Here is a 20,547-nt window from a genome sequence, read left to right as displayed (position 1 = left end):
CCTGCGCGCCCTGCGGCGATGACCTTCGCCCGTCGTGGCGGGGGCGCCGCATTCGCCCGCGTCAGCAAGGATACTGCTGGGATTCAAGAAGTTGGCTGCGTTTCCCGCAAATTCCCGTATTTTTCCCTTCCATCCCCGCATGCGTGTGGTTACACCATCGGAAGCAGAAGCAGGCGCACGTATTCACGCATCCCGGACCACGGGATGAGCGCCCGCGCGAACGCGCGGGGGTGCACGGGGAGGTCGTGTCAGCGGGGTTGTGGCTTTGCTGGAGGCGGCGGGGGAAGTGGCATTCGCAGGGTACAGTGGCCAAGCGTACTCGCCCGCCGGCGACAAGGGCCGCTTCGTGCTGCCGCCGCTGTTCCGCAAGGCCGTCCGCGACTCGAGCGACGGGCGCGTGCTGTGCCTCGCCAAGCATGAGCGGTGGAACTGCCTCATCGGCTTCGGCCTGTCGCGGAAGGACGAGCTGGAAGCGCAGCTCGACCGGGAGGAGGAGCTGAACACCCGGCTCGGCCGCGACTACGATCGCGATCTGCGCGCCTCGCAGCTGTTTGCCTTCACCGAGGTGCCGTTCGACGACAGCGGACGCTTCGTCATGCCCGATCACCTGCGGACTCTGGCCGCCATTGGCGAGGGCCTGTATTTTCAGGGCGCCGGACGTTTCTTCACGATGTGGAACCCTGCCGTGCTCGACAGCATGGGCGCCGAGTGGGACGCAGCCAAGGCAGCCTGCGCCAGCCTTGTTGCGGATGCAGGCGCGTCGCGGGGACGGCGCCAATGACCGCGGCGCATGTTCCCGTTCTCCTCGACGAGGTCATGGCCGCGCTTGATCCCCGGCCCGGCGACGTGGTCGTCGACGCGACATTCGGGGCCGGCGGGTACACCCGTGCGCTGCTCGACCGGGGCGCGCGCGTGCACGGTTTCGACCGCGACCCGGACGCGATCGCCAGCGGCGCGACCTGGACCGAGGCGCAGGGGCCGGATGCGCGGCTGGTGCTGCACCACCGCCGGTTCTCCGAAATGGTCGCGGCGCTCGAGGCCTGCGGCGTGCGCGCCGTCGACGGTGTGGTCATGGACATCGGTGTCTCGTCGATGCAGCTCGACCAGGCCAAGCGCGGCTTCGCCTTCGCCCTCGACGGCCCGCTCGACATGCGGATGAGCCAGACGGGCCTGTCGGCGGCCGACTTCCTCAACGACGCTGCGCCCGAGACGATTGCCGACGTGCTCTACCGCTACGGCGAGGAACGGCAGTCGCAGCGGGTGACGCGCGCCATCGTGGCCGCCCGGCCGCTGCGCACGACCGGCGAGCTGGCACGGGTCGTGCGCCGGGCGCTGGGCCACCGAGCCGGTGCCGGGAAGGATCCGGCGACCCGCACGTTCCAGGCGATCCGGATCCACGTCAACGGAGAGCTGGACGAGCTGAAGGCCGGTCTGCAGGCGGCGGAATGGCTGCTGCGCGAGAACGGCCGGCTGGCGGTGGTGAGTTTCCACAGTCTCGAGGATCGCATCGTCAAGACCTTCCTGCGCGAGGCCAGTGCCCGGAGCGCCGTGTCGCGTCACCTGCCGGAGCAATCGCCCCCCGCGCCGGTGTTCCGAAACGTCAGCCGCCCGATCCGCCCCTCTGACGCCGAGGTGGAGGGGAACCCGCGCGCCCGGTCGGCAGTCCTGCGCCACGCCGCGAGAACCGCCCATCCGCCCCGCGAACCCGCACCGTCAATGCAGGAGATGGCATGACCACGATCCGCATCGCCGCACTGCCGACCCTTGGCCGCGCCGCCCGCACCGCCCTCGTGCTGGTGGCCGCGGTCGCAGCCGTCGCGCTCACCCTCCGGGTCAACGCGGTGCGCAGCGAGGTGCACTGGCTCGAGCGGCGGATCGTGCAGGTCGAGCAGGATCGCCTGCTGCTCGAAACCGAGTTCGAGACCCGCTCGAGCCAGCGCCAGCTGGCCGAGTGGAACGAGGTGGAGTTCGGCTTCCGGGCGCCCTCCGGCGACCAGTTCATCGACGACGGCACGCAGCTCGCGGCCCTGGGTGCCGATCCCGCGCGCGGTGCCCCGTCACCGATCCGGCTGGCGAGGGGCGGTCATGTCGAGATGAGTTCCGGCGCCCTGACGGAACTTGCCCGCGCGCTGGACAGCGACGCGGTGCAGCGTGGCCGCCAGCAGTTCCATCGGGCCGTGGCCCTGCTCGCCACCTCCGACGAGAGCGACGAGGAAGCGGGCCGCGCCGAACAAGGCGGGTCCGACGCGGCCCGGCTTGCCCGGCGGCTGACCGCAGGAACTGGCACGGCGGCAGCCTACGGCACCCGGCTGGTGCGGAGCGGCCCGTGAATGCGCTGACCCTCGATCGCGCGCTCGGCTCGGGGCGCGTCCAGCTGGTGAACATCCGGCGCGAGAGCCTTGCGCGCGCGCGGCAGCGGCTGCTGCTGGTGGCGGCGTTCTTCATGTTCGTCGCCTTCGTGGCGCTGGTGCGCCTGGTGTTCGTCGGCGCGGATGCCGGAGCGGCCACCGGCACGCCGCTGGCCCAGGCCCTCCTTCCGGCCCGCGGCGAAATCACCGACCGCAACGGCGTGCCGCTGGCGCGCGCCTTTCCGGCCTATTCCCTGTGGTTCAATCCGGACGCCATGGGCGAGGGACAGTCGCCGCTGGTCGACACGCCCGTGCGCGTGGCCGCTCGTCTGCATGCCATCTTCCCGGATCTCGACGAAGAGCGCCTGCGGGCGCAGCTGGCCGCCGGCCGCGCCGGTTACCTGCGCCGGCGGATCCTTCCGGAAGATGCCAACCGTGTGCACGATCTGGGCGAAATCGCGCTCGAAACCCCGCGCGAGATGGACCGTCACTATCCGCAGGGCACGTTGGCCGCGCACGTGCTCGGCTATGTCGGCGCGGACGGCCATGGCCGGCTGGGGATGGAGCAGGTGCTGGATGCGCGGCTGCGCGACCCGGCGCGGCGGGCGACACCCGTGCCGTTGTCCATCGACATGCGCGTCCAAGGCGCACTGGAGGACGAGCTGGAGCGCGGAATGAAGCTCGTCGCCGCGCAGGGCGCCGCCGGCATCGTGCTGGATGTGGACACCGGCGAGGTGCTGGCGCTCGCCTCCATGCCTGAATTCAATCCCAACCGGCTGGACGCGGTCGGCGCCCAGCTGATGTTCAACCGGGTGACGAACCAGGTCTATGAGCTGGGGTCGACGTTCAAGCCGCTGACCATCGCGGCGGCCATCGACGCCGGCGTGGTGCGGGATTTCGGTGCCCGCTGGGACGCGACCCCGGTGCGCGTCGGTCGCTTCACCATCAACGACAGCCACCCGCTCGGCAGCACGCTCAACATCCCGCAGATGCTCATGCATTCCTCCAACACCGTGACGGCGCGGGTGGCGGACGAGCTGGGGCCGGCCCGGCTGAGGCAGACGATGATCGATCTCGGCATGAACCAGCGGCCCGCCATCGAGCTGCCGGCCCGCGGCTATCCGATCTGGCCCGGCGACAACTGGCCGCGGCTCCAGAACATGACCATCGGGTTCGGTCACGGCGTGGCGGTGACCCCGCTGCACCTCGCCAGCGCCTACGCCGCCATGGTGAACGGTGGCATCTGGCGGCCGGCAACCATGCACAAGCTGGCGCCCGGCGAGGTGCCGCAGGGGCGGCGCGTGTTCAAGGAGTCGACCAGTTCGCGCATGCGGCAGCTCCTGCGCATGACCTCGCGGTTCGGCACCGGGCGCAACGCCGATGCTCCCGGCTATCGCGTCGGGGGCAAGACCGGTTCGGCGGAGAAGCCGGGGGCCGGCGGATACCAGCGCAGCGCCATCGTCTCCACCTTTGCCGCCGCCTTCCCGATGGACCGGCCGCGCTATGTCGTCATCGCGATGCTGGACGAACCGCGCGGCACGGTCGCCAGCTCGTACCAGCGCACCGCCGCCTGGAACGCGGCGCCGATCGTCGGGCGGCTGGTGCCCCGCATCGGCCCGATCCTCGGCGTGCGCCCGGACGAGACGCGCGACGTCGACATCAGCGATCTCGTCCCGCTCGTGCCCGAGGCGCAGCGGTGAGGCTGACTGCCCTCCTCGAACGTGCGGGCCATGAAACGGCGGTGCCGTCGCCGGACGTCCGCGTGACCGGCTTCGCGATCGATCATCGCAAGGTCGCCCCCGGCACCGTGTTCGGCGCCTTTCCGGGCAGCCGCTTCAACGGCGAAGCGTTCATCGACGCGGCTATCGCCGCCGGCGCCGTGGCGGTGGTCGCGCGTCCGTCGGTGAGGGTGGAAGGCGCCGTGCACATCGCGGCCGACGAGCCCCGCGCCCTGTTCGCAACGCTCGCTGCCGCCTTCTTCCGGCCTGTTCCCGACACGATCGTCGCCGTGACCGGGACCAACGGCAAGACATCGACCGTCGAGATGACCCGCCAGCTGTGGCGCATGGCGGGGCATCGGGCCGCCTCGATCGGCACGCTGGGCGTGACGACGCCGGACGGCAGCCTGTCGACCGGGCTGACCACGCCCGACATCGTGACCTTCCTGGCCAACATGGCGGGGCTTGCCCGCGAAGGCGTCACCCACGTCGCCTTCGAAGCCTCGAGCCACGGCCTCGCGCAGCACCGCAGCGAAGGCGTCGCCCTGAGCGCGGCGGCATTCACCAACTTCAGCCGCGACCACCTCGACTACCACGGCACCATGGAGGACTATTTCGCGGCCAAGCTTCGCCTGTTCACCGAGCTGCTGCCCGCCGGCGCCCCGGCGGTCGTCTGGCATGACGGCAGCGCATGGAACACGCGCGTGGCGGACGCGGTGCGCCGCCGCGGCGGGCAGGTGTTCAGCGTCGGCGGGCACGCGGACGCGGACCTTCGCCTCGTCACCCACGCTACGTCGCAGCTGGGCCAGCAGCTGGTGGTGGAATGCGCCGGCGAACGCCAGACACTGTCGCTGCCGCTGATCGGCGCCTATCAGGCGGCGAATGCGCTGGTGGCGGCGGGGTTGGCGATCGTCACCGGCGTCCCGGTCCGTCACGCCTTCGACGGTCTGGCCCGGCTACAGCCGGTGCGCGGGCGGCTCGAGCGGGCGGCGATCTCGCGTCGCGGCACGCCGATCTACATCGACTACGCCCACGCGCCCGAAGCGATCACCGCCGCGCTAGACGCGCTGCGGCCGCATGTCGGGGGCCGTCTGCTGATCGTCTTCGGCGCCGGGGGCGATCGGGACCAGGGCAAGCGGGCCGAGATGGGCGCCGCTGCCGCCGCCGCCGACGTCGTGATCGTCACCGACGACAATCCCCGGGGCGAGGATCCGGCGGCCATCCGTGCGGCCGTGCTGGCCGGCATCCCGCGGCAGGACGGCGGCCCTGAGGTCATCGAGCGCGGCGACCGGCGGGAGGCGATCGCCGCGGCCGTCGCCATGGCGGGGCCGAAGGACATCGTGCTGATCGCCGGCAAGGGGCACGAACAGGGACAGATCGTCGGGCGGGACGAACACGTGCGCGTGCTTCCCTTCGACGACGTGCTGGTCGCGCGCGACTGCGCGGCGCAAGGAGACATGACATGACGTCCATCCCGGCTCTCTCCCGCTGGCCGTCCCGGCCCGACGGAGCGGCGGCGGCGGCGCTCTGGACCGCGGCCGAACTCGCCGCGGCGACCGGCGGAACGGCGAGCGAGGATTTCTGCGTCTCGGGTGTCGAGATCGACAGCCGCGACGTGCGCGACGGGGACCTGTTCATCGCCCTGCCGGGCGAGCAGGCGGACGGCCACGCCTTCGTCGACGCGGCCATGGCGCGTGGCGCGCGGGCGGCGCTGGTCTCGCGGCCGGTCGATCATCCGCACATCCTTGTCCAGGACACGCGGCAGGCGCTGCACGACCTCGCCGCGCACGCGCGCCGCCGGTCGCGCGCGACCATCGTCGGCGTGACCGGCTCGGTCGGCAAGACCGGCGTCAAGGAGGCGCTGTTCGTCGCGCTGGAGCGGGGAAGCCGCGGCCGGGCCCACCGCTCCGTGCGCTCCTACAACAATCACGTGGGGGTGCCGCTGTCGCTCGCCCGGATGAGCGCCCGCACCTCGTTCGGCGTGTTCGAGATGGGCATGAATCACGCCGGCGAAATTGACGCGCTGACTCGTCAGGTGCGCCCGCATGTCGCGGTCATCACCGCCATCGCGCCCGCGCACATCGAGAACCTGGGTTCGATGGAGGCGATCGCCGCCGCCAAGGCCGAGATCTTCAACGGCGTCGAACCGGGCGGTGTAGCCGTGATCCCGGCGGACTCTCCCTATTTCCCTCAGCTTGCCGAGGCGGCGCGGGCGTACGGCATCCGGATCGTGTCGTTCGGGGCCTCCCCCGGTGCCGACATGCGGCTGGTCGACCGGATCGCGGCCGCGAACGGCGGTTCGCTCGTCACGGTGGAGCATTCGGGAGGGCGGCTCGTGTTCTCCGTGGCCGAACCGGGTGAGCACTGGGCGATGAACGCGCTGGCCGTGATGGCGGCGGTGCTGGCCGTCGGCGGCGACGCCGGCGCTGCCGGGCTGGCGCTGGCGGAGATGGGCGGGCTGAAGGGACGGGGGGCGCGCCACCGGGTGCCCGCGGCGGGGGGCAAGGCTCTCGTAATCGACGAGAGCTACAACGCCAATCCGGCCTCCATGCGGGCCACGCTGGCGCAACTGGGGCAGACGCCGGCCGGTCGCCGGATCGCGGTGCTGGGAAGCATGAAGGAGCTGGGCGACTTCTCCGAACGCTTCCATGCCGGGCTGGCCGAGGCGGTCAAGAGCGCGGGACTTGACCATGTGGTGCTCGTTGGCGATGAGATGCAGGCGCTGGCGCGGGAGCTGCGCAGCAGCGGGATCCAGTCAGCCGGCGGCAAGCCCGACTGCGTGCACTTCGCCACGGTTGCAGACGCGATCGCGCATATTGGCGCCTACGGTCTGATCGGAGGGGATGCAGTGCTGGTCAAGGGTTCCAATTCCATGCAGCTTGCGCGACTGGTCGACGAACTCCTGCACCGGACGGGGTGAATGCTGTTCCTTCTTGCCGAGTGGCTGAACTTCGAAGGCATCCTGAACCTCGTCCGCTACCAGACCTTCCGGGCGGGCGCGACGCTGCTGACGGCCCTGCTGATCGGTCTCCTCATCGGACCGCGCTTCATCTCCATGCTGCGCGTGAGGCAGGGGCGGGGGCAGCCCATCCGCGTCGACGGGCCACAATCCCACCTCAACAAGCGCGGCACGCCCACCATGGGCGGGCTGATGATCCTCGTGTCGCTGATGCTCGGCGTGCTGCTGTGGATGGACCTGCGCAACCCGTTCATCTGGGCGGTGCTGGCGGTCACCGGCGGCTTCGGCATCATCGGCTTTCTCGACGATTTCGACAAGGTGACGAAGCATAGCCACCGCGGCGTGTCGGGACGCGTCCGGCTGATGCTGGAATTCGTGGTTGCGGGGCTGGCGGCGTGGATCATCGTCAGCCAGATCAGCACGGACCTCTACGTGCCGTTCCTGCCGGGCGTGTCGATCCCGCTCGGCCCGTTCTACTACGTCTTCGCCGCCGTGGTGATCGTCGGTGCGGGCAATGCGGTCAACCTCACCGACGGGCTCGACGGGCTGGCGATCATGCCGGTCATCATCGCGGCGGGCACCTTCGCCATCATCGCCTACCTCGTCGGGCGGGTCGACTACTCGACCTATCTCGGCATCCCCCATGTGCGCGGGGCGGGCGAGCTGGCGATCTTCTGCGCGGCCATCATGGGAGCGGGGCTGGCCTTCCTGTGGTTCAACGCACCGCCTGCCGCGGTGTTCATGGGCGACACGGGCAGTCTGGCGCTCGGAGGCGCGCTGGGGGCGATCGCCGTGGCCAGCCATCACGAAGTGGTGCTGGCGATCGTCGGCGGGCTGTTCGTGTTCGAGGCGCTTTCGGTGATCGTGCAGGTGTTCTGGTTCAAGCGGACCGGGCGACGGGTGTTCCGCATGGCCCCCGTCCACCATCATTTCGAGCAGCTCGGCTGGAGCGAGTCGACCGTGGTCATCCGCTTCTGGATCGTCGCCATCGTGCTCGCGCTTATCGGTCTGTCGACCCTCAAGCTGCGGTGATCACCAGCACCGCCTGGGCCGGCCAGCGCTATGTGGTGTTCGGTCTCGCCCGATCGGGCCGCGCCACGGCCGAGGCGCTGCTGACGGCCGGGGCCGATCTGCTGGTGTGGGACGACGATCCGCAGGCCCGCGCGCCCTTCGCCGGACGCGCCGCCATCGCCGATCCGCTCGCCTGCGACCTGACCGGAGCCGCCGGAATCGTCGTCAGCCCCGGCGTCCCGCTGAACCGCCACCCGATCGCGCGGCACGCCCGCGCCTGCGGCGTTCCGGTGGTGGGCGACGTGGAGCTGTTCGCCGGCGCGCGCGCAGGCCTGCCCCGGCACCGGGTGGTGGGCATCACCGGCACCAATGGCAAGTCGACCACCACCGCGCTCGTCCATCACCTCCTCGTGACTGCAGGCGTGTCGGCGACCATGGGGGGTAACATCGGTCTGCCGATCCTCGCGCAGGAGCCGCTGCCCGACGGCGGGGTCTATGTGCTCGAACTCTCGAGCTTCCAGATCGACCTCACCCGCACGCTGGCCTGCGACGTGGCCGTGCTGCTCAACGTGACGCCCGATCACCTCGACCGCTATCCCGATTTCGACGCCTATGCCGCGGCCAAGGCAAGGCTGTTCGCCATGCAGCAGCCGGGGCAGGTGGCGGTGGTCGGCACGTCCGATCTGCCGAGCCGCGCGCTGGCCGACACGCTTCGGGACGAAGGGCGGGACGTCCGGACCATCCCGGCGGTGCCCGGGCTTGACCAGCGGAGATGGCCGGCCCTGCAGGGACCGCACAACGCGCAGAACGCGGCCGCCGCCATCGCGGTCTGCAATGCGCTGGGCGCAGGCGAGGACGCGCTGATGCACGGGTTGCAGACCTTCGCCGGCCTGCCGCACCGGCTGCAACACATCGCAACCCGCCACGGCGTCGCCTTCGTGAACGACAGCAAGGCGACCAATCCTGCCTCCGCGGCGCTGGCCCTGGCGGCCTTTCCGCCGCAGGACGGAAGGCCGATCGTCCACTGGATCGTGGGCGGGCAGGCGAAGGAGGCGGGGTTGGGGCCGCTTGCCGACTGGACCGCGCATGTCGCGGTCGCCTATACCATCGGCGAGGCGGGTCCGTCCTTCGCCGCGATGCTGGCCGACAGGACGAATGTGGAGGAATGCGGCACCTTGGCCGAAGCAGTTCGTCGGGCCGCCGCGGCGGCGACAAAGGGGGACGTGGTGCTGTTGTCACCCGCCTGCGCGAGTTTCGACCAGTTCGCTGACTTCGAGGAGCGCGGCCGCACATTCGCCGCGCTTGTCGGTGATGCGGCGGCTCAGGATTCAAGGGCGGCCGGTCGGGAAGCCGGCGCATGAGCATGGCGGGCGTGAACGGCAGAACACCGGGCGCGCGCGGGGACAGCCGGGCGGCGTCCCCGGCGGACCGGCTGAAGGCGGAGCTGCGGATCTGGTGGCGCGAGATCGATCGTCCGCTGCTGCTGCTCGTCCTGCTGCTGATGGGCATCGGAACGGTTGCCGTCGCGGCGGCGTCCCCGGCCTCGGCCCGCCGCCTGTCCACGAGCGACGTTGCGTTGTCCGACCTCCACTTCTTCTGGCAACACCTCGTGTGGCAAACGCTCGGGCTTGGCACCCTGCTGCTGGTGTCGCTTCTCCCCCGCACCAGTGCGCGCCGCATCGCCGTCTTGATGGCAGGAGTGATGAGCGTCTGCCTGCTGCTCGTGCCCCTCATCGGCGTCGAGGTGAACGGCGCGCACCGGTGGCTCAACTTCGGCATCCGCTTCCAGCCGTCGGAGTTCCTGAAGCCGGCCTTCGCAGTCGCGCTGGCGTGGGTGCTGTCGTGGCGCCTGCGCGAAACGGATCTCCCCGTCATTCAGGCGACGATGGCGTTCACAGCGGTCGTCATCGCGCTGCTGATGATGCAGCCGGATCTGGGCAGCGCGGTCATCTTCGCCGGCGTCTGCGGCGTGCTGCTGCTGCTGGCGGGCGTGCCGCTGGCGCGGCTGGGCGTGCTGCTCGCCGCCGGCGCCGGACTGCTGCTCGCCGCCTACGTCTTCTACGACAATGCGCGCAGCCGCATCGACGCGTTCCTGGGCGGCGGCTCCGCCTATGACCAGGTCGATCTCGCCTGGCGCACGCTGCTTGCCGGCGGCTGGACGGGCACCGGCTTCTGGCTCGGCACGCGCAAGCTGTCGCTGCCCGAGGCGCACACCGACTACATCTTCTCCGTCATCGGCGAGGAGTTCGGCCTGCTCATCTGCGCGATGGTGGTGGTGCTGTATCTCGTCATCGTGCTGCGCGCGCTGATGCGCGCCTTCGACGCCGACGATCTGTTCACCATGCTCGCCTCCACCGGGCTCACCGCCGTGCTCGGCGGGCAGGCGTTCATCAACATTCTCGTCAATCTCAAGCTGTTTCCGTCAAAGGGGATGACGCTTCCGCTGGTCAGCTATGGCGGGTCGTCGACGATCGCGATCTGCCTCACGGTCGGGCTGCTGCTCAGCATCTCGCGGCGCAATCCGCACCTGTCGCGTACGACGCCGGGTCTCGCCCGGCTGTTCGGACTGGACAGCCGCGTAACCACGCCGCCGCGCCGACTCGCGGCCGTCGCCTCCATCCACCGGGACGCCGACCGATGACCGGACCGACCCGGCACTACGTTCTCGCCGCAGGCGGGACCGGTGGCCATCTGCTGCCGGCCTTCGCCTTGGCGGTGGAGCTTGAACGGCGTGGCCACCACGTCGCGCTCATCACCGATCAGCGCGGCGCCGCCATTCCGGGACGGCCGGACGCGCTCACGACCCATGTGATTCCCGCCGGCCGGTTCGGCGGCAATCCGCTGCACTGGCCGGGAGGAGTGCTGGCGGTGCTGCGCGGACGGGGCATGGCGCTGCGGCTGTTCGACAGCTTCCAGCCGAGCGCGGTGGTCGGGTTCGGCGGCTATCCGTCGCTGCCGACCCTGCTCGCGGCCCGCAGCGCCGGGATCCCGACGGTGCTGCACGAACAGAACGCCGTACTGGGACGGGTGAACCGGCTGCTCGCCCGGCGGGTCGATGCCATCGCCACCGCCTTCGAGCAGGTTGACCGGATCCCCGCTGCGGCCCGGCGCAAGGTGCATCTCGTCGGCAATCCCGTCCGGGCCGAGCTTCTCGACCTGCGCGGCGAGCCTTATCCCCGGCCGACGGACGAGGGGCTGCTGCGGGTGCTGGTCACGGGTGGCAGCCAGGGTGCGCGCATCCTTTCCGCCGTGGTCGCGGACGGGCTGGCGATGCTGCCGCCCGCCCTGCGGCAGCGGCTTCAGGTCACGCAGCAGTGCCGGCCCGAGGATCTGGAGACCGTGCGCGCCCGCTATCGGGAACACGGCATTCCCGCGGAGCTGGGCACCTACTTCACGGACATGGCGGCCCGGCTGGCCGATGCCCATCTGTTCATCGGCCGGGCGGGCGCCTCCACCATTGCCGAGCTGTCGGTGGTCGGCCGGCCCGCCATCCTCGTGCCGCTCGCCATCGCCACCGACGATCATCAGGCCGCCAACACGCGGGAGCTTGTCGCGGCGGGCGGAGCGCGGGCGATCCGCGAGCACGCCTTCCAGCCCAAGGAATTGGCGCGGCAGATCAAGGTGCTGGCCGAGCGTCCCGACGGGCTGGCGAACGCCGCCCATGCGGCGTGGAACTGTGGCCGCCCCTACGCGGCTCGCGACCTGGCCGATCTTGTCGAGCAGTGCGGCGGCGCCGGACTGATGGACGTGATCCGCGTCCACGACCGGCAGGGCAAGGCCGCCACCGCAGGACCGCGCGGTGCCGCGGCCGGCATCAACGGGCGGGAGCGCGGGCGATGAGGGGCGTCGACACCAGCATCGGGACCATCCATTTCGTCGGCATCGGCGGCATCGGCATGTCGGGCATCGCCGAGGTGATGCACAATCTGGGCTATGCGGTGCAGGGTTCGGACGCGGCGGAGAGCGCCACGGTCGAGCGTCTGCGCGAACGCGGCATCAACGTCGCCATCGGCCACGAAGCCGCCAATCTCGGCGATGCGGGGGTGGTCGTGACCTCCACCGCGGTCAAGCGCAGCAACCCGGAAGTCGTCGCCGCGCTGGACCGGCGCATCCCGGTGGTCCGGCGCGCGGAGATGCTGGCCGAGCTGATGCGGCTCAAGCGCACGGTGGCCGTCGCCGGCACCCACGGCAAGACCACCACCACCAGCATGGTCGCGGCGCTGCTGGACGCGGGCGGGATCGATCCCACGGTCATCAACGGCGGGATCATCAACCAGTACGGCTCCAACGCTCGCCTGGGCGCGAGCGACTGGATGGTCGTCGAAGCCGACGAGAGCGACGGCAGCTTCCTGCGCCTCGACGGGCAGATCGCCGTGGTCACCAACATCGATCCCGAGCATCTCGACCATTACGGCTCGTTCGAGGCGGTGCGCGACGCCTTTGTCGAGTTCATCCACAACGTGCCGTTCTACGGGGCGGCGGTGCTGTGCCTCGATCACCCCGAGGTGCAGCGAATCATCCCGCGCATCCGCGACCGGCGCGTCGTCACCTACGGATTTGCGGCGCAAGCGGATGTGCGCGGAGAGCAGGTGCGCGCCCGGGCGGGCGGCAACGACTTCGATGTGGTCCACCGCGCCCGCGACGGGGCCACCACGCGCATCGCCGACATCCATCTGCCCATGCCGGGCCGGCACAATGTGCAGAACGCGCTGGCGGCGATCGCGGTGGCGCTGGAGCTGGGCTGTGAGGCGGATGTCATCCGTGCGGCTCTGGCGCGGTTCGTGGGCGTGAAGCGACGCTTCACCCGCGTCGGCGCAGTGACGGCCGGGGATGGCGAGGTCGCCATCATCGACGACTATGCGCACCATCCGGTCGAAATCCGGGCGGTGCTCGCCGCCGCGCGCGAGGCGGCTTCGGTCGGCGCGGTGCCCGGCCGCGTCCTCGCCGTGGCGCAGCCTCACCGCTTCACGCGGCTGCGCGACCTGTTCGAGGAGTTCAAGGCGGCGTTCACCGATGCGGACATGGTCTTTGTCACGCCGGTCTATCCCGCCGGCGAGGAGCCGGTGCCGGGGATCGACGCCGAGGCGCTGGCCGAGGGCCTGCGCGAGCAAGGTCACCGCGCGGCGGTGGCCGTGCGCGACTACGCCGAACTGGTCGACGTCCTCGCATCCGCGGTTCAGGCCGGCGACCATGTCGTGTGCCTCGGGGCCGGTGACATCACCCGCTGGGCGGCGGCTCTCCCGCGCGATCTTCAGCGTGCCCGGGAGGAGCGCGCCGCATGAGTGACCAGCCCGAAGACTGGCCGCACTTCGACGGCAGCCATGCGCCGGACGGCGGGTGCGACGATCGTCCGCCGGCGCTGCTGTCCGAGGCTCCGGTCCGCGGCGCGCTGATCCAGAACGCGCCGCTGGCGAAGCTGACCTGGTTCAAGAGCGGCGGTGCGGCGGACTGGCTGTTCGAGCCGGAGGACCGCGACGACCTTCAGGCATTCATGCGCTGGCTCGACGGCCGGCTGCCGGTGATGGCGCTCGGGCTGGGGTCCAACCTCATCGTGCGCGACGGCGGCGTCCCGGGCGTCGTCATCCGGCTGGGCAAGGCCTTCGCCGGGGTGACGGTGGAGGAGGGGGGGCTGCTCGCCTGCGGCGGGGGCGCTTCGGGCATCCGCGTTGCATCCGGGGCTCGCGACGCCGGCCTTGCGGGTCTGGAATTCCTGCGCGGCATTCCGGGCACCGTGGGCGGGTTCGTGCGGATGAACGGCGGAGCCTACGGCCGCGAAGTGGCCGACATCCTGCACGACTGCGACGTCATCATGCCCGACGGCGCGTGTCTGCGGCTCGGCGCCTGCGAGCTTGGCTTCACCTACCGCCATTCGGACCTGCCCGAAGGGGCGGTGGTCGTCGGCGCCCGGTTCCGCGGCACGGCCGGCGACCCCGAGGCGATCGCCGCCGAGATGGACCGGATCGCCGCGGCGCGCGAGGCGACGCAGCCGCTGCGCACCCGGACGGGCGGGTCGACCTTCAAGAACCCTCCCGGCCACAAGGCATGGCGCCTCGTCGATGCTGCCGGGTGCCGCGGCCTGCGCCTCGGTGACGCGCAGGTCAGCGAGAAACATGCCAATTTCCTGATCAACACTGGCACCGCCACCAGCGCGCAGATAGAAGGGCTGGGTGAACTCGTGCGCGACCGGGTGCGCGCCCGCACGGGTGTTGATCTGCAATGGGAGATTCAGCGGGTGGGGCGTCCGTGAGCGGTCTGGCGAAGCTTCATGTTGCCGTTCTGATGGGAGGCTGGTCGAGCGAGCGGCCGGTGTCGCTGATGAGCGGCGAGGGCGTGGCGGACGCGCTGGAAGACTGCGGACACCGGGTGACGCGGATCGACATGGACCGCGATGTTCCCGCCCGGCTTGCGGCGGCGGCGCCGGACGTGGTGTTCAACGCCCTGCATGGTGTGCCGGGGGAGGATGGCACAGTGCAGGGGCTGCTCGACCTCATGGGGCTGCCCTACACCCATTCGGGGCTGGCGACGTCGGTGATCGCGATCGACAAGCAGCTGACGAAGCAGGCGCTGATCCCGCACGGTGTCCCGATGCCCGGCGGCCGGGTGGTGCGCAGCGAGGACATTCACACCGCCGATCCGCTGCCCCGCCCCTACGTGCTCAAGCCGGTGAACGAAGGGTCGTCGGTCGGCGTGGCCATCGTCACCGATGCGTCGGATTACGGTAATCCCATTCGCCGCGAGGCCACCGGACCGTGGCAGGAATTCGCCGAACTGCTGGCCGAACCCTACATCAAGGGGCGCGAGCTGACCGTGGCGGTGCTGGCGCAGGCGGGAGGACCGCGGGCGCTGGGCGTCACCGAGCTGCGGCCCAAGAGCGGCTTCTACGATTTCGACGCGAAGTACACGGACGGTCTGACCGAGCACGTCTGCCCGGCCGAGATTCCGCCGCACATCGCCGCCCTGTGCATGGAGCATGCACTGACGGCGCACCGGGCGCTGGGCTGCCACGGGGCGACCCGCACCGATCTGCGCTGGGACGAGGAACTGGGCGAAAGCGGCCTCTACGTGCTGGAGATCAACACCCAGCCGGGCATGACGCCGCTGAGCCTCGTGCCCGAGCAGGCCCGCAGCTGCGGCATCAGCTACGCCGAGCTCGTGGAACTGATCGTCGCCGATGCGCTGACGCGCTTCGGGAAAGTTTCCGATGGCGACGGTTAGCCGGGGCGGCGCCAAGGGCGTGCGCCGCGCTGCCGCGGCGCGCAGCCGGGCGGGCGCCGCGCGCGCGATGCGAGCACGCACCCATTCCACACTTGACAGCGTGCTCGCCGTGCTGCCGATCTCCGCCGAGCGGCTGCATGCGCTGCTGGTCGTGCTCATCCTGGCCATGGCGGCCATGCTGGCATGGTTCGTCGCCAGTCTGGCTGGTCTGCCCGCACTCGCCGGCGAACGGCTGGCGCAGATTGCCGCCGATGCCGGCTACCGGGTGAACAGGGTCGCGGTCACCGGGGTCGAGCGGATGGACGAACAGCTCATCTACCGGCGCGCGCTGGCGGAGCGGGAACAGTCGATGGCCGGCTTCGACGCCGCCGCCCTGCGCGAGGATCTGCTTGCCCTGCCGTGGGTGGCCGATGCGCGCGTGTCGCGCCAGCTGCCCGACATGCTCGTCATCGACGTGGTGGAGCGGCAGCCCCACGCCGTACTGCGGACTGCGCAAGGAACGGTTCTGATCGATGCGACCGGGGAGACGCTGGAGCCGGTCGACCCGGCGGCCATGCCGGAGCTGCTGCGGGTCGCGGGCGCGGGCGCGGCGCGGCAGGTCGGCGAGCTCGAGCACCTGCTCGATGCCGCTCCGGCGCTCAAGGGCCGGGTCCGCGAAGCGCACTGGATCGGCAACCGCCGCTGGGATCTGCACTTCGACACCGGGCAGGTGCTGGCTCTGCCGCAGGACGAGGTCACCGCCGCGGCGGCGCTGGTCACCTTTGCCCGGCTCGACGGCACGAACCGTCTGCTGGGCGGCGAGGTGAGCTGGTTCGACATGCGCGCGCCGGACCGCATGTACATGCGCGTCCCCGGCCGCAGCGATGCCCGGCTGGCCGAGCTGGACACGCGCAGCGGCACCCGACGGGCGGAGACGCGCTGACACTCATGGGCGACACCCGCGTCAGCAAGACCTTTGCCGCCGTGGACATCGGCTCGTTCCGCACTTCGGCGATGATCGTCGGGCAGGACGAGTCCGGCGCGCTCACCGTGCTCGGCTCCAGCCATCGCGCCAGCCAGGGCGTGCGGCGCGGCTACGTGACGCAGATCCACGGCGCCAGCTTCGCCGTGCGCGACGCGGTGGAGCGGGCCGAACGCGAGGCGCAGGTGGCGGTCGGCCGCGTGTGGGTCGGGTGCAGCGCGGCCGGCCTGCACAGCCGCATCGAGCGGGTCGACATCGAGATCGGCGGCCGCCGGGTCGAGGAGGAGGACATCGACAGCCTGCTCTACGCTGCGCGGCTGCACATCCAGCCCGAAGGCCGCACGGTGCTCCATGCGCAGCCGGCGCACTACACGCTGGACGGCGCGCACGGGGTGGCCGAACCGCGCGGCCTGCACGCCGAAACGCTCGGCGTGGACGTGCATGTCATGCTGGCCGACGGACCGCCGGTGCGCAATCTGATCGAGGCGGTGCAGCATGCGCATCTCGATGTCGAAGAGGTGGTGGCCTCCCCGCTGGCCGCCAGCGCCGCGTGCCTCACCCGCGAGGAACGCGAGCTGGGCGTGGCGCTGGTCGAGCTGGGCGCGGATGTGACCAACGTGTCGGTGCATGCGGCCGGAATGATCCTCGGCATGCGGGCCATCCCCTTTGGCGCCGGAGGGATCACCGACGCCGTGGCATCGCACTTCGGCATCCGGCGCAAGCACGCCGAGCGGCTGAAATGCGTCTCCGGGTCCGCCATCGCCACTCCTTCCGACCACAAGGAGATGGTGTGCGTGTTCAGCCCCACCGACGAGGACGCGGACGAGGTGACGGTGCGCGGCGCCGACGACCGCAACCGGGTGCCGCGCGCCGAGCTCGTGACCGTGGTCACCGATCAGCTGGCACAGCTCACCGCGGCGCTTGGCGACGCCCTGCGCGAACTCGGCTTCGGCCACGCACGCGCCGGCAAGGTCGTCCTGACCGGCGGCGGCGCCGAACTGGCGGGCATCGCCGACTATGTGCAGGGGGCGCTTGCCCGGCCGGTGCGCATCGGCCGCCCGCCCGCCTTGCCGGGCCTGCCGGCGGCGCATGCCGGCCCCGGCTTCACCGTGCTTGCGGGGCTGTGCCTGTATGCCGCGGATCCGCCGCACGACATCCGCGCGGCCGGTCACGCCGCGCAGGCCGCCGCCGACCCCCGGAAGGGCAGCGCCTTCGAACGGCTGCTGAGGGCGGTGCGGGCCTATTTCTGACGATTTTTTCACCACGGAGGTTTTGCGTCGTTGTCCCCTGCCGTGCTAACCCACCCGCCGACCAGCCCACTCTCGTGCCAGGCGCAGTCCTCCGCCACCCGGATGCGCCGGGTCCCGCACGAGCGATGAATCGAGGAACCATGCTATGAGCATCAATATCGGCCCTGCTCCGTCCGACGAACTGCGCCCCAAGATCATGGTCGTGGGCGTGGGCGGTGCGGGCGGAAACGCCATCGCCAACATGATGGCCGCGCAGATCGAGGGCGTGGATTTCATCGTGGCGAACACCGATGCGCAGGCGCTGAGCAATTCCACCGCCGAACACCGGATTCAGCTCGGCCCGACCATCACCGGGGGTCTGGGCGCAGGCGCGAGGCCGGAAGTGGGCAAGGCGGCAGCCGAGGAGACCGCGCGCGAGATCGAGGAGGCGCTGGACGGCGTCAACATGGTGTTCATCGCTGCGGGCATGGGTGGCGGCACCGGAACCGGGGCGGCCCCGGTCATCGCCGAAGCGGCCCGGCGCAAGGGCGTGCTGACGGTGGGCGTGGTGACCAAGCCGTTCCAGTTCGAAGGCACGCGGCGGATGCGCGCTGCCGAAGCGGGCATCGCCGAACTGCAGAAGCATGTCGACACGCTGATCGTGATTCCGAACCAGAACCTTTTCCTCGTCGCCAAACCCGACACCACCTTCAAGGAGGCGTTCCAGCTCGCCGACGAGGTGCTGCAGCAGGGCGTGCGCTCGATCACCGACCTGATGGTCATGCCGGGCCTCATCAACCTCGACTTCGCCGACGTGCGGTCGGTGATGCAGGAGATGGGCAAGGCCATGATGGGCACCGGCGAGGGCGAGGGCGAAAACCGCGCGCTGGAGGCGGCGGAAAAGGCCATCGCCAACCCGCTGCTCGACGGCGTGTCGATGGCCGGAGCCAAGGGCGTTATCATCTCCATCATCGGCGGCGAGGACATGAAGCTTCTCGAAGTCGACGAAGCGGCCAACCACATCCGCGACCTCGTCGACGAGGATGCGAACATCATCTGGGGATCGGCCTTCAATCCCGAGCTTCAGGGACGCATCCGCGTGTCGGTCGTCGCGACCGGCATCGACAGCAGCGCGGCAGCGCCGGCGGAGGCGGAGCCCAAGCCGTTCGTGCTGGCCGACGCCCGCCCGCCGCGCCGGCCGGCGCTGGATCCGGCGCGCGACGAGGGCGCTGCGCCGCGCGCGCCCGTCGCGGCCGCGCCGGCTTCTGCCCCGCAGGAGCCGGTCGCCGTCGCCTATGGCGATGCGTTCGACGAAAGCGGTGACGACGAGGCCTTTGAGGACGTGGACGGCATTGTCGATCCGCTGGCCGGACTGCGGCGAGGCGAGGCCGAGGAGCGCGCCGAGCGGCCGGACCGGGAGCAGGCGGCCGGCGGGCGCCTGGCGGCCGGCGGCCGGCAGGTGCGCGACGAGGAGCCGCTGGAGCTTGGCGACAGCTTCGTCGACGACACGGCTCCGCTCGAGCCGCCCGCCAGCCTGCTGCAGACCAAGCCGCAAGGGCGCCGGCGCAGCGCGGCGGAGGCGGGCGACGACGCGGGAACGGGCCGCGGCTCGCGCGCCGGCGCGGCGACAGGATCGACCCTGTTCGAGCGGATGGCCAATCTGTCCCGCGGCAGCAAGACCGACGAGGATGACGAGGACGACGAGGCCGGTCCGACGCTCAACATCCCCCGCTTTCTTGGCCGGCAGAACAACCAGTAGGCGGTCAGGCGGGGTTCAACCACGCTCGGTAGGCTGACGGCATGCGAGGCTCATCCTGCACTCCGCTGCCCGGCGCACGGTGCCGCGGCCGGTTGCTTCGCGGCGCGGCGCTGCTGCTGGGCCTGCCCCTGGCGATGCTGGACGCGGCGCCGGCGCAGGCGCAGCGGGAGATCGTGCAGCCGCTTCCACCCCGCGCGGCCGATGACCTGCGCCGGGCGCTGCAGCGGCTGGCGGCCGAACCGCGCAGCGTTGCGGCGCTCATCGAGGCGGGGAACGCCTCGCTGAAGCTCGAGGACATCAATGCGGCCGTGGCCTTCTACGGCCGGGCCGAGGCGCTCGCCCCCGGCGACCCGCGGGTCAAGCTGGGTCTTGCCGCCGTGCAGGTGTTCCAGCGTCGCCCGGTCGAGGCGTTGCGCCTGTTCCACGAGGCGGAGCAGGGCGGGGCGCAGGTCGCGCTCTTCGCCGCGGAGCGCGGCCTGGCGTTCGATCTCGTCGGCGACCACGTCTCTGCGCAGCAGCAGTACCGTCTCGCCCTCGCGCGGGGCGACGATCCGCGCGTGCGGGAGAAGCTGGCGATCAGCCAGGCGGTGACCGGCGACCGGGCCGGGTTCGAGGCCACCTTGCTGCCGCTGCTCGAGGCGCGGGACGTCCATGCCTACAGGGTGCGGGCGTTCGGGCTGGCGATCCTCGCGCGGGAGCGCGAAGCCGTCGATCTGGCGCGCCAGGTGATGCCCGCCGGACTTGCCGATGCTCTCGTCCCGTATCTGGGACAGCTTGGCCGGCTGACCTCGACCCAGCAGGTCGCGGCGGTGCATCTCGGCGTGTTCCCCGAGAACGCCGGCACAGCGGCGCCCGCTCTCGCCGCTCGTCCCGCCGAACCGGCGCGGGAGTCTTCCCGCCTCGCGCCGGCGGGACCGCCGCTCGGCGCCTCCGTTCCGCCGGCCGCGCCCGCCAGCCGCGGCGCCCGCGTGACTTCGGTACGGGGGCCGGGCGCACGGGGTGCAGCCGCGCCTTCCGCGAACGTGGCGGCGTCGAGCGCGGCCGCCTCGTCGCCAGCATCTGCGCCCGCAGCTGTGCCGGCGCCCGCAGCTGTGCCGGCCGAACCTGCGCCGCGGCTTCAGCTTCCCGCGGCGCCGGCAGAACCGGCGGCGCCTGCGCTGCGGCTGGAGGTGCCGGTGGCGGCCACCTCCGCTCCTGCGCCGCAGCCTGCGACGAGCGCGCCTGCCTTTGCCGAGCTGTTCGCCCAGTTCAGCGCCACGCGCACGGCGGCGGTCGAGCCGGGGGCCGTCGACGTGTCGCGGTTGCAGGTGCCGCGCGACGCCCGGCCCGAACCGCGACCGGCGCCGG

At 71.3% G+C, this 20,547-nt stretch carries 17 protein-coding genes; all 17 read left to right on the top strand.

All coding sequences use genetic code 11. From position 1 onward, the window contains the following. Positions 1-286: 286 nt before the first annotated feature. Positions 287-781, top strand: a complete 495-nt coding sequence (locus tag ETO60_RS00085; protein ID WP_130001653.1) for a division/cell wall cluster transcriptional repressor MraZ — start codon at positions 287-289, stop codon at positions 779-781. Further along, positions 778-1,734, top strand: coding sequence for a 16S rRNA (cytosine(1402)-N(4))-methyltransferase RsmH (rsmH, locus tag ETO60_RS00080; protein WP_130001652.1), 957 nt, complete (start codon positions 778-780; stop codon positions 1,732-1,734). Before ETO60_RS00085 ends, rsmH begins: the two co-directional genes overlap by 4 nt. Beyond that, positions 1,731-2,330 carry a hypothetical protein gene (locus ETO60_RS00075; RefSeq protein ID WP_130001650.1) on the top strand — a complete coding sequence of 200 codons (600 nt, stop codon included), beginning with the start codon at positions 1,731-1,733 and terminating at the stop codon, positions 2,328-2,330. The genes rsmH and ETO60_RS00075 overlap by 4 nt, the downstream gene beginning before the upstream one ends. After that, positions 2,327-4,048 carry a peptidoglycan D,D-transpeptidase FtsI family protein gene (locus tag ETO60_RS00070; protein ID WP_199798801.1) on the top strand — a complete coding sequence of 574 codons (1,722 nt, stop codon included), beginning with the start codon at positions 2,327-2,329 and terminating at the stop codon, positions 4,046-4,048. Before ETO60_RS00075 ends, ETO60_RS00070 begins: the two co-directional genes overlap by 4 nt. Next, complete coding sequence (locus tag ETO60_RS00065; RefSeq protein ID WP_130001648.1) at positions 4,045-5,532, top strand: UDP-N-acetylmuramoyl-L-alanyl-D-glutamate--2,6-diaminopimelate ligase; 1,488 nt, start codon at positions 4,045-4,047, stop codon at positions 5,530-5,532. The genes ETO60_RS00070 and ETO60_RS00065 overlap by 4 nt, the downstream gene beginning before the upstream one ends. After that, positions 5,529-6,986 carry a UDP-N-acetylmuramoyl-tripeptide--D-alanyl-D-alanine ligase gene (locus ETO60_RS00060; RefSeq protein ID WP_130001646.1) on the top strand — a complete coding sequence of 486 codons (1,458 nt, stop codon included), beginning with the start codon at positions 5,529-5,531 and terminating at the stop codon, positions 6,984-6,986. Before ETO60_RS00065 ends, ETO60_RS00060 begins: the two co-directional genes overlap by 4 nt. Next, positions 6,987-8,057, top strand: a complete 1,071-nt coding sequence (gene mraY / locus ETO60_RS00055; RefSeq protein ID WP_130001644.1) for a phospho-N-acetylmuramoyl-pentapeptide-transferase — start codon at positions 6,987-6,989, stop codon at positions 8,055-8,057. Then, a complete protein-coding gene (gene murD, locus ETO60_RS00050) occupies positions 8,054-9,397 on the top strand; it encodes a UDP-N-acetylmuramoyl-L-alanine--D-glutamate ligase (RefSeq protein WP_130001642.1) in 1,344 nt (447 codons plus the stop codon). Before mraY ends, murD begins: the two co-directional genes overlap by 4 nt. Beyond that, entirely contained in the window at positions 9,394-10,677 is a 1,284-nt protein-coding gene (locus ETO60_RS00045) for an FtsW/RodA/SpoVE family cell cycle protein (protein WP_234026229.1), read from the top strand. The genes murD and ETO60_RS00045 overlap by 4 nt, the downstream gene beginning before the upstream one ends. Next, positions 10,674-11,876: an undecaprenyldiphospho-muramoylpentapeptide beta-N-acetylglucosaminyltransferase gene (murG, locus tag ETO60_RS00040; protein ID WP_130001640.1), complete on the top strand. Its 1,203-nt coding sequence runs from the start codon at positions 10,674-10,676 to the stop codon at positions 11,874-11,876. The genes ETO60_RS00045 and murG overlap by 4 nt, the downstream gene beginning before the upstream one ends. Beyond that, positions 11,873-13,318: a UDP-N-acetylmuramate--L-alanine ligase gene (gene murC / locus ETO60_RS00035; RefSeq protein WP_130001639.1), complete on the top strand. Its 1,446-nt coding sequence runs from the start codon at positions 11,873-11,875 to the stop codon at positions 13,316-13,318. The genes murG and murC overlap by 4 nt, the downstream gene beginning before the upstream one ends. Continuing rightward, positions 13,315-14,283, top strand: a complete 969-nt coding sequence (gene murB / locus ETO60_RS00030) for a UDP-N-acetylmuramate dehydrogenase (protein WP_130001637.1) — start codon at positions 13,315-13,317, stop codon at positions 14,281-14,283. Before murC ends, murB begins: the two co-directional genes overlap by 4 nt. After that, the gene (locus ETO60_RS00025) at positions 14,253-15,251 is read left to right on the top strand and encodes a D-alanine--D-alanine ligase (RefSeq protein ID WP_130001635.1); all 999 of its coding nucleotides are present in this window, start codon (positions 14,253-14,255) and stop codon (positions 15,249-15,251) included. Before murB ends, ETO60_RS00025 begins: the two co-directional genes overlap by 31 nt. Beyond that, positions 15,238-16,173: a cell division protein FtsQ/DivIB gene (locus tag ETO60_RS00020; RefSeq protein ID WP_130001633.1), complete on the top strand. Its 936-nt coding sequence runs from the start codon at positions 15,238-15,240 to the stop codon at positions 16,171-16,173. Before ETO60_RS00025 ends, ETO60_RS00020 begins: the two co-directional genes overlap by 14 nt. Before the next feature lie 5 nt (positions 16,174-16,178). After that, complete coding sequence (gene ftsA / locus ETO60_RS00015) at positions 16,179-17,462, top strand: cell division protein FtsA (RefSeq protein WP_130001631.1); 1,284 nt, start codon at positions 16,179-16,181, stop codon at positions 17,460-17,462. 145 nt (positions 17,463-17,607) lie between these two features. Further along, complete coding sequence (gene ftsZ / locus ETO60_RS00010; protein ID WP_130001629.1) at positions 17,608-19,200, top strand: cell division protein FtsZ; 1,593 nt, start codon at positions 17,608-17,610, stop codon at positions 19,198-19,200. Between the two features lie 41 nt (positions 19,201-19,241). Continuing rightward, the coding region (locus ETO60_RS00005) for a tetratricopeptide repeat protein (RefSeq protein ID WP_130001627.1) at positions 19,242-20,547 on the top strand (1,306 nt) is incomplete at its 3' end.

This window comes from Qipengyuania thermophila (assembly GCF_004153605.1).
Taxonomy (GTDB): domain Bacteria; phylum Pseudomonadota; class Alphaproteobacteria; order Sphingomonadales; family Sphingomonadaceae; genus Qipengyuania_B; species Qipengyuania_B thermophila.
This window is presented reverse-complemented; position numbering and strand designations above follow the sequence as displayed.

Excerpts from the sequence above, each read along its gene's own strand:
- murC (WP_130001639.1), top strand. The coding sequence starts at position 11,873 with ATGAGGGGCGTCGACACCAGCATCGGGACCATCCATTTCGTCGGCATC.
- ETO60_RS00020 (WP_130001633.1), top strand. The coding sequence starts at position 15,238 with ATGGCGACGGTTAGCCGGGGCGGCGCCAAGGGCGTGCGCCGCGCTGCC.
- ETO60_RS00060 (WP_130001646.1), top strand. The coding sequence starts at position 5,529 with ATGACGTCCATCCCGGCTCTCTCCCGCTGGCCGTCCCGGCCCGACGGA.
- murB (WP_130001637.1), top strand. The coding sequence starts at position 13,315 with ATGAGTGACCAGCCCGAAGACTGGCCGCACTTCGACGGCAGCCATGCG.
- ftsZ (WP_130001629.1), top strand. The coding sequence starts at position 17,608 with ATGAGCATCAATATCGGCCCTGCTCCGTCCGACGAACTGCGCCCCAAG.
- ETO60_RS00045 (WP_234026229.1), top strand. The coding sequence starts at position 9,394 with ATGAGCATGGCGGGCGTGAACGGCAGAACACCGGGCGCGCGCGGGGAC.
- ftsA (WP_130001631.1), top strand. The coding sequence starts at position 16,179 with ATGGGCGACACCCGCGTCAGCAAGACCTTTGCCGCCGTGGACATCGGC.
- murG (WP_130001640.1), top strand. The coding sequence starts at position 10,674 with ATGACCGGACCGACCCGGCACTACGTTCTCGCCGCAGGCGGGACCGGT.
- ETO60_RS00075 (WP_130001650.1), top strand. The coding sequence starts at position 1,731 with ATGACCACGATCCGCATCGCCGCACTGCCGACCCTTGGCCGCGCCGCC.
- rsmH (WP_130001652.1), top strand. The coding sequence starts at position 778 with ATGACCGCGGCGCATGTTCCCGTTCTCCTCGACGAGGTCATGGCCGCG.
- mraY (WP_130001644.1), top strand. The coding sequence starts at position 6,987 with ATGCTGTTCCTTCTTGCCGAGTGGCTGAACTTCGAAGGCATCCTGAAC.
- ETO60_RS00025 (WP_130001635.1), top strand. The coding sequence starts at position 14,253 with ATGGGAGATTCAGCGGGTGGGGCGTCCGTGAGCGGTCTGGCGAAGCTT.